The following is a 12,565-nucleotide window of genomic DNA, read 5'->3' as shown; positions in this document are numbered from 1 at the left end:
TTTAGTTGCCGCCTGGCCTCGTGAGCTGGGCGTCTTGCCGGTTGCAGCAAGCCTTGCAAACGTTTGCTTGAGCACAAACGGTCTTATTCGGGCAACGATCGCCCGTGGGGATGGTGTTCACCCCCTTGGACGATCCCGGTTTTTATTCGGTGCTGACGCCTGAGAAGCTGTTACGTCCGAACGGACTGACCTTGAAATCCACGACCTTGGCACTGAGCGGCTGGTTGACCGTCGAGTGCGCAATCGGGGTGATAGGCAATTGCTGTCGCAGCCGTTGTTGCGCCTGTTTGTAGAGAACGGTGCGTTGCTCGCGGTCGGTAACGGTCTTGGCTTGCTTGACCAGAGCGTCATACTGCGGGTCACACCACATTGAATAGTTGTTGCTGCCAATCGCATCACAGCTGTAGAGCGTGCCCAGCCAGTTGTCTGGGTCGCCGTTGTCACCGGTCCAGCCGATCAGCGTTACATCGTGTTCACCATCCTTGGTGCGCTTGAGATATTCCCCCCACTCGTAGCTGACAATTTTCACTTTGAAGCCGATTTTGCTCCAGTCAGCCTGGAGCATTTCGGCCATCAGCTTAGCGTTGGGGTTGTAGGGGCGTTGCACAGGCATAGCCCACAGGGTGATTTCGCTGCCTTCTTTGACGCCTGCAGCCTTGAGCAGCTCGCGGGCTTTGTCCGGGTTGTAATCTGCATCCTTGATGGTGTCGTCGTAGGACCATTGCGTGGGTGGCATGCTGCCGACCGCCAGTTGTCCGGCATGTTGGTACACCGCTTTGACGATGGCCGACTTGTTCACCGCCATATCCATCGCCTGGCGTACTTCGAGCTGGTCGAACGGTTTGTGTTGAACGTTGTAGGCGATGTAGCCGAGGTTGAACCCGGGCTTTTCGATGACCTGCAGTTTTGGATCACGCTTGAGGCTGTCGAGGTCGGCAGGGCGGGGATTGAGGGTGACCTGACACTCGTCCTTGCGCAGTTTTTGGATGCGTACCGAGGGGTCGACGTTGATCGAGAAGATCAGTTGCTCGATCTTGACCTGGCTGGGGTCCCAGTAATCCTTGTTGCCGCGGTAGCGGATCTGCGAGTCCTTCTGATAGCGCTGAAATACGAACGGACCGGTGCCGATGGGTTTCTGGTTGATATCGCTGGGCCGGCCAGAGGTCATCAGCTGGTGGGCGTATTCGGCGGAAAGGATCGAAGCAAAGCTCATTGCCAGGTTCTGCACGAAAGCGGCATCGACGCTGTTGAGGGTGAATACCACTGTCATCGCGTCGGTTCTCTCGATCCGGGCAATGTTTTTGTCCAGGCTCATGCTGGTGAAATAGGGAAACTCGGTGGGATAGGCCTTGCGAAAAGGGTGTTCGCGGTCGAGCATGCGCTTGAAAGTGAATAGCACGTCGTCGGCGTCGAACTCGCGGGTCGGCGTGAATTCCTTGTTGCTGTGAAATTTGACCCCTTCGCGCAGGTGGAAGGTGTAGGTCAGGCCGTCCGGCGAAACCTCCCAGCTTTTTGCCAGCGCTGGCTTTACTGCGGTAGCTCCGCGTTCGAACTCTACCAGGCGGTTATAGATCGGCTCGGCGGCGTCGTTGTCGGTGGCGCTGGTGTATTGGGCGGTGTCGAAACCGCCTGGGCTGCCTTCGGAGCAGAACACCAGGTTCTTGGCCAGCCCCTGGGGGGCCTGGGTGAGCAGGCCGAGGCCCAGTAAAGCTGCAAAAATGGAGGTATGGCGCATGGGCAATCCCTTCTCTCTTGTTGTTTTGAGCGGTTCAAGGCGCACAGCCATGCGGATCGCACCGACTGAAGTGGAGCTTTGACGGTAAGGCCATCAGCGCACTTCAGCGAGGTACAATTCCGTATAGATGTGTAGGAAGATTCCGAGAGTGCGGTACGACTTTTCCTTGTCGTTGCACGGGCGGATTGCCTGCCAAGCCTCGGGCTTCAGCCCTGGACGTCATTGCGTCGCAAGGCTGAAGAAGTTGGCGGCTATTTGCTGACGCTGACCCCATAGAAGGAGTTCAAGCCGAATGGGCTGATCTTGAAGTCCTGTACGGTGGCGCGCATAGGTTGATACACCGTCGAGTGAGCGATCGGTGTCATTGGAACCTGGTCTTTGAGGCGATGCTGGGCTTGCTTGTACAGCTCGGTACGCTTGGCTTGGTCAGAAGTGGCCTTGGCCTCTTTGATCAGCTTGTCGTATTCAGGGTCACACCATTTCGAGAAGTTGTTACCGCTGATGGCGTCGCAGCCGAACAGAGTGCCAAGCCAGTTGTCCGGGTCGCCGTTGTCACCGCTCCAACCAATCAGCATTGCGCCGTTCTCGCCGCCCTTGGAGCGCTTGATGTACTCGCCCCACTCGTAGCTGATGATCTTGGCCTTGATACCGATCTTGCCCCAGTCGGACTGCAGCATTTCGGCCATCAATTTGGCGTTGGGGTTGTAGGGGCGTTGAACCGGCATGGCCCATAGGGTGATCTCGGTGCCTTCTTTGACCCCGGCTTCCTTGAGCAACTGTTTGGCTTTTTCCGGATCGTATGGCACATCTTTGATGGTGGTGTCGTAGGACCATTGGGTTGGCGGCATAGCGTTGACCGCCAGTTGCCCGGCACCTTGGTAGACCGAGTCGATGATCTGCTGTTTGTTCACCGCCATGTCCAGGGCCTGGCGAACCTTGAGTTGGGCCATGGGGTTGGGTTCGTTGCTGCCCTTTATCTTGTCCATCACGTTGTAGGCGATGTAGCCGAGGTTGAAACCGGCCTGGTCGGGCATCTTCAGGTTCGGGTCTGCCTTGAGTGGCTCGATGTCGGCGGGTCGTGGGAACAGCGTGACCTGGCATTCGTTTTTCTTCAGCTTCTGCATCCGCACCGAAGCGTCGGTGGTGATGGCGAAGATCAGGTTATCGATCTTCACGTCATCGGGTTGCCAGTAGTCCTTGTTGCCCTTGAAGCGGATCTGCGCATCTTTCTGGTATTTGCTGAACACGAAAGGACCGGTGCCGATCGGCTTTTGATTGAGATCGGCGGGTTTGCCCTGCTTGAGCAATTGCTCGGCGTATTCGGCGGACTGGATTGAGGCGAAGCTCATCGCCATGTTCTGGATGAATGCTGCGTCGACACCATTGAGGGTGAACCTGACGGTGTGATCGTCGATCTTCTCGACCTTGGCGATGTTTTTGTCCATGCCCATGTCAGTGAAGTACGGGAACTCGGTTGGATAGGCCTTGCGGAACGGCATGTCCTTGTCGAGCATTCGATTGAAGGTGAACAGGACATCGTCGGCGTTGAATTCGCGGGTTGGCTTGAAGAAGTCGGTGGTATGGAATTTAACCCCTTCACGCAAGTGGAAGGTGTAGGTCAGGCCGTCGGGGGAAACGTCCCAGCTGGTTGCCAGACCTGGAATTACTGCCGTGCCGCCGCGCTCGAACTGGCTCAATCGGTTGAAGACAGTCTCGGCTGAAGCATCGAAGTCTGTTCCGGTGGTGTACTGCCCCGGGTCGAAGCCAGCGGGACTGCCTTCGGAGCAAAACACCAGGTTAGTCGCCGCTAGGGCGGATGGAGCGCTGGCAAGCAAGCCGGCGCCGACTAGAAACGGAATGACCGCGTGTTTGAGCATGGTGGCCTCATTGTTGTCATTTTTAATAGAGGTGGCCTTGTGAGCCGACCTTTGGATACTTATGCAGGGCCCGTACCTAATGCAAGAGTGAATTTGATACGTGATGACAAACAGTGGAACGAACGTACAGGAATGTCGCCTCAGTATAATTTTTCTACGAAGTTAAACGTTTGCGCGGTTCAATTTATGGATGTTTCGAAGATGTTACATGTTGGCGGGCGCACCTAAGGCACCACATTGGTGCGTTGAGGTGCTGAATGTAGTGGGGTTCGCGGCAGCCTCAGCTACCGCGAACAGTACAAAAGGTAACGCTACTTAAGGCATCTGGATTTCAATGGTACCGTCGGCACTGAGGGTGACCTGGCTGGTACCCGCTTCGATTTCCGGCGCGGGTGCTGCATCTTCGGCCATGCTCGCTTTCATCATCATAGGCGCACTGCGGGCATACGGATGCGGATAACCGCTGCTATTGAGGTTCAGGTTGACGACTTTGTAGCCCTTGCCACCCAAAGCTTCAGTGGCCAACTGCGCACGGGCCTTGAAGGCGTTGACTGCATCCTTGAGCAAGTCGTCTTCGCTGATCTTGCGCGTTGCCGGGGCGATGGAGAAATCCATGCCGCCCATTTTCAGGTCTTGCAGCAAGGTACCGGTGAGCTTCGACAAGGCCGGGAAGTCGGCGCTTTCCAGGCGCAGTTCGGCACGTTCACGCCATCCAGTGATTTTCTGGCCTTTGTTGTCGTAAATCGGGTAGCTGTTGCGGCTGCCCTGACTGATCTTGATCTCCTTGACGTCGCGGGCCTGCTCCACCGCCTTGTTCATGGTCTCAGTGATCTCTTTTGCCAGCTTGCCCGGGTCGGTGTTCTGCGCTTCGCTGTACAAAGTCACAATCATCAAGTCACGTGCAACTTCTTTGCTGACTTCAGCACGCAGCGAGATCTGGTTGTAGCGTGGCTCTTCTGCCAAGGCAGGAAGGCTGGCAAGCAGGCTGGAGGCCATCACGAGAGCAGCGCTGCGACGGGAATTAAGCATGTATGACTCCTTGAAAATGAGGCGTGGACGCTGTGAAATCCATTCCACGCAGGCTCATAAGACTGGCAACAGTGTAGTGAGGTTCAAAAAGGCCATCATTGTTGTGTAAAAAAGTGTGGCGCTTTGCCGCATCCCTGCAGACCACGGTGCAGCTTCGGTATACTCGCCACGATTCGCCCTGGAGCACTCATCAGGAGAGCTCATGCTCGCCCCCGTACAAATGCTTTCTGCAACTCGTCAGAACCTCTGGCGCCTGACCTTCATCCGCATTCTGGTACTGGCTGCCCAGGCAGGCTCGGTGGGCGTCGCCTACTGGACCGACTTGCTGCCGCTGCCTTGGTTGTCGCTGGTCATTACGCTCGGCCTGTCGAGCCTGTTGTGTGCCTTTACGGCCTTGCGCCTGCGTTTGTCGCTGCCGGTCACCGAACTCGAATACGCCTTCCAGCTCGCTTGCGACCTGTTGATCCACAGCGCCTTGTTGTATTACTCCGGTGGCTCGACCAACCCATTCGTTTCTTATTACCTGGTGCCTCTGGCTATTGCCGCGGTGACCTTGCCCTGGGTCTACTCATTGGTGCTCTCGGGCATCGCCCTGGCGGCCTACAGTTTGTTGCTGGTGCAGTTTTACCCGCTGGAAACCTTCCCTATGGCGCGGGAGAAAATGCAGGTCTACGGCATGTGGTTGAGTATTGCCCTGGCTGCTGCGGTGATCACATTCTTTGCGGCGAAGATGGCTGAAGAGTTACGTCGCCAGGAACAGTTGCGTGCAGAGCGGCGCGAAGAAGGGCTGCGCGACGAACAGTTGCTGGCTGTCGCCACTCAGGCCGCCGGTGCTGCCCATGAGTTGGGCACGCCGCTGGCGACCATGAGCGTCCTGATCAAGGAAATGCGCCAGGACCACCACGATCCATTGCTGCAGGAAGACCTGGCGGTGCTGCAGGATCAGGTCAAGTTGTGCAAGGAAACCCTGCAGAATCTTGTGCGCGCTGCAGAAGCCAACCGGCGTATGGCGGTGGAGCTTCAAGATGTTACTGCCTGGCTGGATGAGGCACTCAATCGCTGGCACTTGATGCGTCCCGAGGCCAGCTATCGCTTTCAGCGCCTGGGGCAAGGCAGCGTACCGCAACTGGCGCCACCGCCGGACCTTACTCAGGCGCTACTGAACCTGTTGAACAATGCAGCCGATGCCTGTCCGGATGACCTCGAAGTGCGCCTGGATTGGGACGCCCAGGATGTACTGATCAGCATCCGCGATCATGGCCCGGGCGTGCCGGCTGCCATAGCCGAATCGATCGGAAAACCTTTCTTTACTACCAAGGGCAAGGGTTTCGGCCTAGGCCTGTTCTTGAGCAAGGCCAGCGTTACCCGTGCTGGCGGCTCGGTAAAACTCTATAGTCATGAAGAGGGCGGTACGCTCACTGAGCTACGCCTGCCGCGTGACGCGCGAGGAGATGTGTGATGAGTGATGAAATCCAGGTTGAAGGCGAAGAGCTCCCGCACTTGTTGCTGGTAGACGACGACGCCACCTTTACTCGAGTCATGGCGCGGGCCATGAGTCGCCGAGGTTTTCGCGTGAGCACGGCGGGTTCCGCTGAAGAGGGGTTGTTGCTTGCCCAGCAGGATGTACCGGACTACGCCGCCCTGGATTTGAAGATGGATGGCGACTCGGGCCTGGTGTTGTTGCCCAAGCTGCTTGAACTCGATCCGGAAATGCGCGTGGTGATCCTCACCGGTTACTCGAGTATCGCTACGGCGGTGGAAGCCATCAAGCGCGGCGCCTGCAACTACCTGTGCAAACCGGCCGATGCCGACGATGTACTGGCGGCCTTGTTGTCCACCCACGCAGATCTTGACAGCCTGGTACCGGAAAACCCGATGTCGGTAGACCGTCTGCAGTGGGAACATATTCAGCGCGTGTTGACCGAGCACGAAGGTAATATCTCTGCCACGGCACGTGCCCTGGGTATGCATCGTCGTACCTTGCAGCGCAAACTGCAGAAGCGCCCGGTTCGGCGCTGAAACATATTCTTGGGTGCCCCAATGGGCGTAGACCTGCTCTGCGATTGCGTGGCGTCGTTGCTGGCGTATCATTAGCCACCTAACGACAACCCACGGAACCCTTGCGCATGCTCGCCCTTTTCCTTCAGACGCTGAACATCACGGCACCTGTGTTTGCCATGTTGTTCATGGGCGTGCTGCTCAAACGTATCCATGCAATCAACGACGGCTTTATCCACACCGCCTCGGCATTGGTGTTCAACGTTTGTATGCCGGCGCTGCTGTTCCTGGGGATTTATCACGCCGACCTGACCACGGCAGTGCAGCCGCAATTGCTGCTCTATTTTGCCGCCGCCACCCTTATCGGCTTTGGTCTGGCCTGGGGCATGGCAATCTGGCGTTGCCCGCGGGAAGACCGCGGGATCTACACCCAAGGTGCGTTTCGCGGCAACAACGGGGTGATTGGTCTGGCGCTGGCGGCGAGCATGTATGGCGACTATGGCATTTCACTCGGCGCTATTCTCGCCGGCCTGGTCATCCTGCTCTACAACTCGCTATCAGTGGTGGTGCTTGCGGTGTACAGCCCCAGTGCCAAGTCCGACCCCTGGAGTATCTGCAAAAGCATTCTGCGCAACCCACTGATCATCAGTGTGCTGCTCGCGGCTCTGCTCGCTTATGGGCAGGTTGCATTGCCTAATTGGCTGCTGACCTCGAGCGATTACCTTGCACAAATGACCTTGCCGCTGGCACTGATTTGCATCGGTGGCACATTGTCGCTGACGTCCCTGCGCCAAAGTGGCGGGTTGGCGGTGAGTGTCAGTCTGCTGAAAATGGTCTGGCTGCCACTACTGGCCACCGTGGGTGCTTTTCTCTGTGGTTTTCGTGGCGCCGAACTGGGTATTTTGTTCCTCTATTTCGGTAGTCCCACGGCAGCTGCTAGCTATGTGATGGCCCGATCCAGCAATGGCAACCATCAGCTAGCCGCAGCGATCATCGTAATAACTACGCTGATGGCAGCGATTACCACCAATATCGGCATCTTTTTCTTGCAGTGGGGCGGCTGGATCTAGATTCTGTAAAAAAATAATTCCAATACTGCCTCTTACCTTCGAGGACACTTCATGCAAGACGAGATCACCCCAGAACGGCTGCACCGGGGGCTGAAAAACCGCCATATCCAGTTGATTGCGCTGGGGGGCGCTATCGGCACCGGTCTGTTTCTTGGGATTGCACAAACAATCCAGCTGGCCGGCCCCTCAGTATTGCTCGGTTATGCCATTGCCGGTGTGATTGCCTTTTTCATCATGCGCCAGTTGGGTGAGATGGTGGTCGAAGAGCCGGTGTCCGGCACCTTCAGCCACTTCGCTCATCGCTACTGGAGCGAGTTCGCCGGGTTCATGTCCGGCTGGAACTACTGGGTGCTCTACGTACTGGTTGGTATGGCCGAACTGACGGCCGTGGGTATTTACATTCAGTATTGGTGGCCGGGCTTTCCGACCTGGGCGACCGCCGCCATCTTCTTCGCGATAATCAACCTGATCAACCTTAGCCAGGTGAAAGTCTTTGGCGAGATGGAGTTCTGGTTTGCTTTGATCAAGGTCGTTGCCATCGTCAGCATGATTGCCTTTGGTGGCTACTTGCTGATCAGTGGCAATGGTGGGCCTGACGCCAGCGTTGCCAACCTGTGGCAGCACGGCGGCTTTTTCCCCAATGGCATCGGTGGCCTGATGATGGCCCTGGCAGTGATCATGTTTTCCTTCGGTGGCCTGGAACTGGTGGGTATCACCGCCGCTGAAGCCGACAATCCCAAGCACAGCATTCCCCGCGCGACTAACCAGGTTATCTATCGCATTCTGATTTTCTACATTGGTGCCCTTGCAGTGCTGTTGGCATTGTATCCGTGGCAGAAAGTAGTGCAGGGCGGCAGTCCCTTCGTGATGATTTTTCATGCCCTGGACAGCAACGTTGTCGCCACCATCCTCAACCTGGTGGTGCTGACCGCGGCGCTTTCGGTCTACAACAGCTGTGTGTACTGCAACAGCCGCATGCTCTTCGGCCTGGCTGTGCAGGGTGATGCACCCAAGCGTCTGCTCAAGGTCAATGCCAGGGGCGTACCGTTGGCAGCCTTGGGGATTTCAGCGCTGGCGACCGGCTTGTGTGTGGTAATCAACTACCTGATGCCGGCTGAAGCCTTTGGCTTGCTGATGGCGTTGGTGGTGTCATCGCTGGTAATCAACTGGGGCATTATCAGCATTACCCACTTGAAGTTCCGTCGCGCCAAGCATGCTGCAGGCCAAACGACGTTCTACAAGAGCTGGGGCTATCCGCTGACCAACTATGTGTGCCTGGGTTTTCTGGCCCTGATTCTGGTCATCATGTACCTGACCCCAGGCATCCGCATTTCGGTGTTGCTGATTCCAGCCTGGCTGGCGGTACTGGGTGTGGCTTTCTGGTTGAAGAAGAAAGGCCACAAGGCCGCCGTCGCTGCCGATTGACGACCTGTGCCTGGAGGTGATCGATCAGCTGTTCTGGTAGCTATCGATCACTTCCTGGGCGGCGCGAAACGCGTCGATTGCCGCCGGAACACCGGCATACACTGCGCAATGCAGCAACGCTTCACGAATCTCTTCGACACTGCAACCATTGTTCAAGGCGCCGCGTACGTGGCCCTTGAGTTCCTGTGGGCATTTAAGTGCTGTCAGCGCAGCCAGGGTAATCAGGCTGCGGGTTTTCAACGGCAAACCTTCACGGCTCCATACACTGCCCCAGGCATGTTCGTTGACGAAGTCCTGTAGCGGCTGGGTGAACGCTGTGGCATTTCCCAGTGCACGGTCGACAAAGGTGTCGCCCATGACTTGGCGGCGGACCTGCTCGCCGGTTTTGGTGTTGTCGCCCATCTTGTTTTCCTTAGTGTTGGCGGCGCCAGGCGCGCAGGGTGGTATACAGCAAGAGCGCGCCTAGTGCAGGCAGCGCATAGAACAGCATCAGTTTTTCCAAGCGGGTGGCCAATGGCATGCCCGTGGTGAAGGCCACCACGTGCAAACCATAAGCCAGGTACAAGCCAAGAAACACCAGACCTTCGGCGCGGGTCACGCGATAGCCCGAGTAGAACACTGGTAGGCTCAAGGCGGCGACGCCAAGCATTACCGGCAGGTCGAAATCCAGGGCGTTAGGGGAGATGGACAGCGGCTCAGGGGCCAGCAGGGCGGTAAGGCCGAGCACTCCCAGGAGGTTGAACAAATTGCTGCCAATCACGTTGCCCACGGCAATTTCCCGCTCGCCGCGCAGTGCGGCAATCAGCGAGGTGGCCAACTCCGGTAGAGAAGTGCAGACCGCAACGACTGTCAGGCCGATTACGCGTTCAGACAGCCCCAGGTCGCTGGCAACTTCGACAGCGGCTTCCAGCAGCAAATGGCCGGCCACACTCAACAAGCCCAACCCGGCAAGCATCATCAACAGGCTGGTAAGCCAAAACCCGCCGTCTTGCTGCGGGCGTGGGCCGGGAGCAGGGAAGGTGCGTGCATAGTGACGCGACTGATGCCAAAGCACCGCCAGATAGGCGACCAAGGCCAGTAACAGCAACATCCCCTCGAGTCGGCCAAGCAATTCATTGAGTGCCAGCAGGTAGACCAGCAGGCTGGCGCCGATCATCAGCGGTATATCCAGGCGCACCAGTTGGCGCGAGACTCGAAGTGGGATGATCAGGGCTGCGAGGCCGAGGATGACCAGGATGTTGAAAATGTTGCTGCCAATTACGCTGCCCACCGCCACGTCTGGGGCCCCGGTGTAGGCTGCCTGCAGGCTGACCGTCAGCTGCGGCGCACTGCTGCCGAAGGCTACCAGGCTCAAGCCGATGATCAGTGGGCGAACCTGCAGGCTGGCGGCCAGACGCAGGGCCGAACGTACCAGCAGTTCGGCGCCGGTGATGAGCAACAGCAAGCCTACCGCCAGTTGCAGCAGGCTGAAGGTGGGTAAGGCGGCCAGGTCGAAAATGATCGTGCTCCGTAACAGCGTCAGTCGCTGAGACTTTGTACCCGTACACGCGCCGTTCCGCTACGGATCATGCCCAGTTTTTCTGCGGCAGCCCGTGACAGGTCAATCAATCGCCCGCGGGTATGGGGGCCGCGGTCATTGATGCGCACAATTACGCTACGGTCGTTGTTGAGGTTGGTGACCTTGACCTGGGTGCCAAATGGCAAGCTGCGGTGGGCCGCGGTCATGGCATTTTGATTGAAGGGCTCGCCACTGGCAGTACGTTTGCCATGGTGACGGGAGCCGTAATAGGAGGCAGTGCCGGATTTGTCGTAACCGCGAGGATCAATATTGTGGCTGGCACAACCGGCCAGCAGGGTAAAAAGCGCGAGTGCGCTGAGGGGACGCCACATGTGTGCAGATGCTCCGTGGGGTGGCTTTCGCGGGCACACCAGCTCCTACTGTGTAGGAGCCGGTGTGTCGGCGAAAAGCAGGTGACGCGAATTACCCTTCGAGCTTGCTTTTGAGCAATTGGTTCACTTGCTGCGGGTTGGCCTTGCCCTTGGAGGCTTTCATGGCCTGACCGACGAAGAAGCCGAACATCTTGCCGCGCTTGGCTTCATCGGCGGCACGGTACTGTTCGACCTGCTCGGCATTGGCGGCGAGCATTTCGTCCAGCACCTTCTCGATTGCACCGCTGTCAGTCACTTGCTTGAGGCCTTCGGCTTCGATGATCTGGTCAGCATCACCTTCACCCGCCGCCATCTTCTCGAACACAACCTTGGCAATCTTGCCGCTGATGGTGTTGTCGAGGATACGCTGCAGCATGCCGCCCAACTGCGCTGCAGTGACCGGAGCCTGGTCAATTTCCAGGCCAAGCTTGTTGAGCAGGCTGCCCAACTCGACCATGACCCAGTTGGCGGCCAGTTTGGCGTCGCCGCATACCGTCACTACCTGCTCGAAGTAGTCGGCTTGTTCGCGGCTCGATGCCAGCACGTTGGCGTCGTAGGCCGACAGGCCGAACTGGCTCTGGAAGCGCTCGCGCTTCTGCGGTGGCAGTTCTGGAAGGGTGGCGCGAATGGTGTCGAGGAACGCGCCTTCGATGACCACTGGCAGCAGGTCCGGATCGGGGAAGTAACGGTAGTCGTTGGCTTCCTCTTTGCTGCGCATGGAGCGCGTCTCGTCCTTGTTCGGATCGTACAGACGGGTTTCCTGGACGACCTTGCCGCCATCTTCGATCAGTTCGATCTGGCGCTGGATTTCGCTGTTGATCGCGCGCTCGATGAAGCGGAACGAGTTGACGTTCTTGATCTCGCAGCGGGTGCCGAATTCAACCTGGCCTTTTGGTCTGATCGAAACGTTGCAGTCGCAACGCAGCGAACCTTCAGCCATGTTCCCGTCGCAGATGCCCAGATAACGGACCAGGGCGTGGATAGCCTTGACGTAGGCGACCGCTTCCTTGGCGCTGCTCATCTCCGGTTCGGAAACGATTTCGAGCAACGGGGTGCCGGCACGGTTCAGGTCGATACCGGTGGAGCCGCTGAAATCTTCGTGCAGGCTTTTGCCGGCGTCTTCTTCCAGGTGCGCGCGGGTAATGCCGATACGCTTGACGGTGCCGTCTTCAAGGGCGATGTCCAAGTGGCCCTTGCCGACAATCGGCAGCTCCATCTGGCTGATCTGGTAGCCCTTGGGCAAATCAGGGTAGAAGTAGTTCTTGCGCGCGAAGACGTTGTGATGACCGATCTCGGCGTCAATCGCCAGACCGAACATGCAGGCCATACGCACAGCTTCCTGGTTGAGCACCGGCAGTACGCCGGGCATGCCCAGGTCGATCAGGCTGGCCTGGGTGTTCGGTTCGGAACCGAAGGTGGTGGCGCTGCCGGAGAAAATCTTCGACTGGGTGGCGAGCTGGGTGTGAATCTCCAGCCCGATGACAACTTCCCATTGCATGTGG

General features: G+C 57.8%; 11 protein-coding genes. 4 read left to right on the top strand and 7 right to left on the bottom strand.

Translation table 11 applies throughout. The features are described 5' to 3' along the window. Nucleotides 1-142: 142 nt before the first annotated feature. From D3Z90_RS21910 to D3Z90_RS21900, 3 genes are all read right to left on the bottom strand, one after another. Nucleotides 143-1,735 carry an ABC transporter substrate-binding protein gene (locus D3Z90_RS21910; RefSeq protein ID WP_136477999.1) on the bottom strand — a complete coding sequence of 531 codons (1,593 nt, stop codon included), beginning with the start codon at nucleotides 1,733-1,735 and terminating at the stop codon, nucleotides 143-145. Nucleotides 1,736-1,986: 251 nt separating this feature from the next. Beyond that, nucleotides 1,987-3,612 (bottom strand): ABC transporter substrate-binding protein, encoded by a 1,626-nt coding sequence (locus D3Z90_RS21905; protein WP_136477998.1) that lies wholly within the window; start codon nucleotides 3,610-3,612, stop codon nucleotides 1,987-1,989. 315 nt (nucleotides 3,613-3,927) lie between these two features. After that, nucleotides 3,928-4,641: an SIMPL domain-containing protein gene (locus D3Z90_RS21900; RefSeq protein ID WP_136477997.1), complete on the bottom strand. Its 714-nt coding sequence runs from the start codon at nucleotides 4,639-4,641 to the stop codon at nucleotides 3,928-3,930. A gap of 202 nt (nucleotides 4,642-4,843) precedes the next feature. Here D3Z90_RS21900 and D3Z90_RS21895 point away from each other — a divergent pair, with 202 nt between their 5' ends. The 4 genes from D3Z90_RS21895 (at nucleotide 4,844) to D3Z90_RS21880 (ending at nucleotide 9,134) form a co-directional block, all read left to right on the top strand. Next, entirely contained in the window at nucleotides 4,844-6,100 is a 1,257-nt protein-coding gene (locus D3Z90_RS21895) for an ATP-binding protein (protein ID WP_136477996.1), read from the top strand. Then, nucleotides 6,100-6,660: a response regulator transcription factor gene (locus D3Z90_RS21890; protein ID WP_136477995.1), complete on the top strand. Its 561-nt coding sequence runs from the start codon at nucleotides 6,100-6,102 to the stop codon at nucleotides 6,658-6,660. Before D3Z90_RS21895 ends, D3Z90_RS21890 begins: the two co-directional genes overlap by 1 nt. A gap of 107 nt (nucleotides 6,661-6,767) precedes the next feature. Further along, nucleotides 6,768-7,709 (top strand): AEC family transporter, encoded by a 942-nt coding sequence (locus tag D3Z90_RS21885; protein WP_136477994.1) that lies wholly within the window; start codon nucleotides 6,768-6,770, stop codon nucleotides 7,707-7,709. Nucleotides 7,710-7,760: 51 nt separating this feature from the next. Next, nucleotides 7,761-9,134 (top strand): amino acid permease, encoded by a 1,374-nt coding sequence (locus tag D3Z90_RS21880; protein WP_136477993.1) that lies wholly within the window; start codon nucleotides 7,761-7,763, stop codon nucleotides 9,132-9,134. Nucleotides 9,135-9,158: 24 nt separating this feature from the next. Here D3Z90_RS21880 and D3Z90_RS21875 read toward each other — a convergent pair whose 3' ends face one another. The 4 genes from D3Z90_RS21875 to gatB all read right to left on the bottom strand — a co-directional run bounded on the left by D3Z90_RS21875 (nucleotide 9,159) and on the right by gatB (nucleotide 12,561). Beyond that, nucleotides 9,159-9,536 (bottom strand): carboxymuconolactone decarboxylase family protein, encoded by a 378-nt coding sequence (locus D3Z90_RS21875; protein ID WP_136477992.1) that lies wholly within the window; start codon nucleotides 9,534-9,536, stop codon nucleotides 9,159-9,161. A gap of 10 nt (nucleotides 9,537-9,546) precedes the next feature. Next, nucleotides 9,547-10,590, bottom strand: coding sequence for a calcium/sodium antiporter (locus D3Z90_RS21870; protein ID WP_136477991.1), 1,044 nt, complete (start codon nucleotides 10,588-10,590; stop codon nucleotides 9,547-9,549). 62 nt (nucleotides 10,591-10,652) lie between these two features. Next, a complete protein-coding gene (locus tag D3Z90_RS21865) occupies nucleotides 10,653-11,024 on the bottom strand; it encodes a septal ring lytic transglycosylase RlpA family protein (RefSeq protein WP_136477990.1) in 372 nt (123 codons plus the stop codon). Between the two features lie 91 nt (nucleotides 11,025-11,115). Beyond that, a complete protein-coding gene (gene gatB, locus D3Z90_RS21860) occupies nucleotides 11,116-12,561 on the bottom strand; it encodes an Asp-tRNA(Asn)/Glu-tRNA(Gln) amidotransferase subunit GatB (protein WP_136477989.1) in 1,446 nt (481 codons plus the stop codon). Nucleotides 12,562-12,565: the final 4 nt, after the last annotated feature.

Source organism: Pseudomonas sp. DG56-2 (assembly GCF_004803755.1).
Classification (GTDB): Bacteria; Pseudomonadota; Gammaproteobacteria; order Pseudomonadales; family Pseudomonadaceae; genus Aquipseudomonas; species Aquipseudomonas auratipiscis.
This window is presented reverse-complemented; position numbering and strand designations above follow the sequence as displayed.

What these genes read in the sequence shown, in the direction of transcription:
- D3Z90_RS21890 (WP_136477995.1), top strand. Translation starts at nt 6,100, where the DNA reads ATGAGTGATGAAATCCAGGTTGAAGGCGAAGAGCTCCCGCACTTGTTG.
- D3Z90_RS21875 (WP_136477992.1), bottom strand. Translation starts at nt 9,536, where the DNA reads ATGGGCGACAACACCAAAACCGGCGAGCAGGTCCGCCGCCAAGTCATG.
- D3Z90_RS21905 (WP_136477998.1), bottom strand. Translation starts at nt 3,612, where the DNA reads ATGCTCAAACACGCGGTCATTCCGTTTCTAGTCGGCGCCGGCTTGCTT.
- gatB (WP_136477989.1), bottom strand. Translation starts at nt 12,561, where the DNA reads ATGCAATGGGAAGTTGTCATCGGGCTGGAGATTCACACCCAGCTCGCC.
- D3Z90_RS21895 (WP_136477996.1), top strand. Translation starts at nt 4,844, where the DNA reads ATGCTCGCCCCCGTACAAATGCTTTCTGCAACTCGTCAGAACCTCTGG.
- D3Z90_RS21865 (WP_136477990.1), bottom strand. Translation starts at nt 11,024, where the DNA reads ATGTGGCGTCCCCTCAGCGCACTCGCGCTTTTTACCCTGCTGGCCGGT.
- D3Z90_RS21880 (WP_136477993.1), top strand. Translation starts at nt 7,761, where the DNA reads ATGCAAGACGAGATCACCCCAGAACGGCTGCACCGGGGGCTGAAAAAC.
- D3Z90_RS21910 (WP_136477999.1), bottom strand. Translation starts at nt 1,735, where the DNA reads ATGCGCCATACCTCCATTTTTGCAGCTTTACTGGGCCTCGGCCTGCTC.
- D3Z90_RS21900 (WP_136477997.1), bottom strand. Translation starts at nt 4,641, where the DNA reads ATGCTTAATTCCCGTCGCAGCGCTGCTCTCGTGATGGCCTCCAGCCTG.
- D3Z90_RS21885 (WP_136477994.1), top strand. Translation starts at nt 6,768, where the DNA reads ATGCTCGCCCTTTTCCTTCAGACGCTGAACATCACGGCACCTGTGTTT.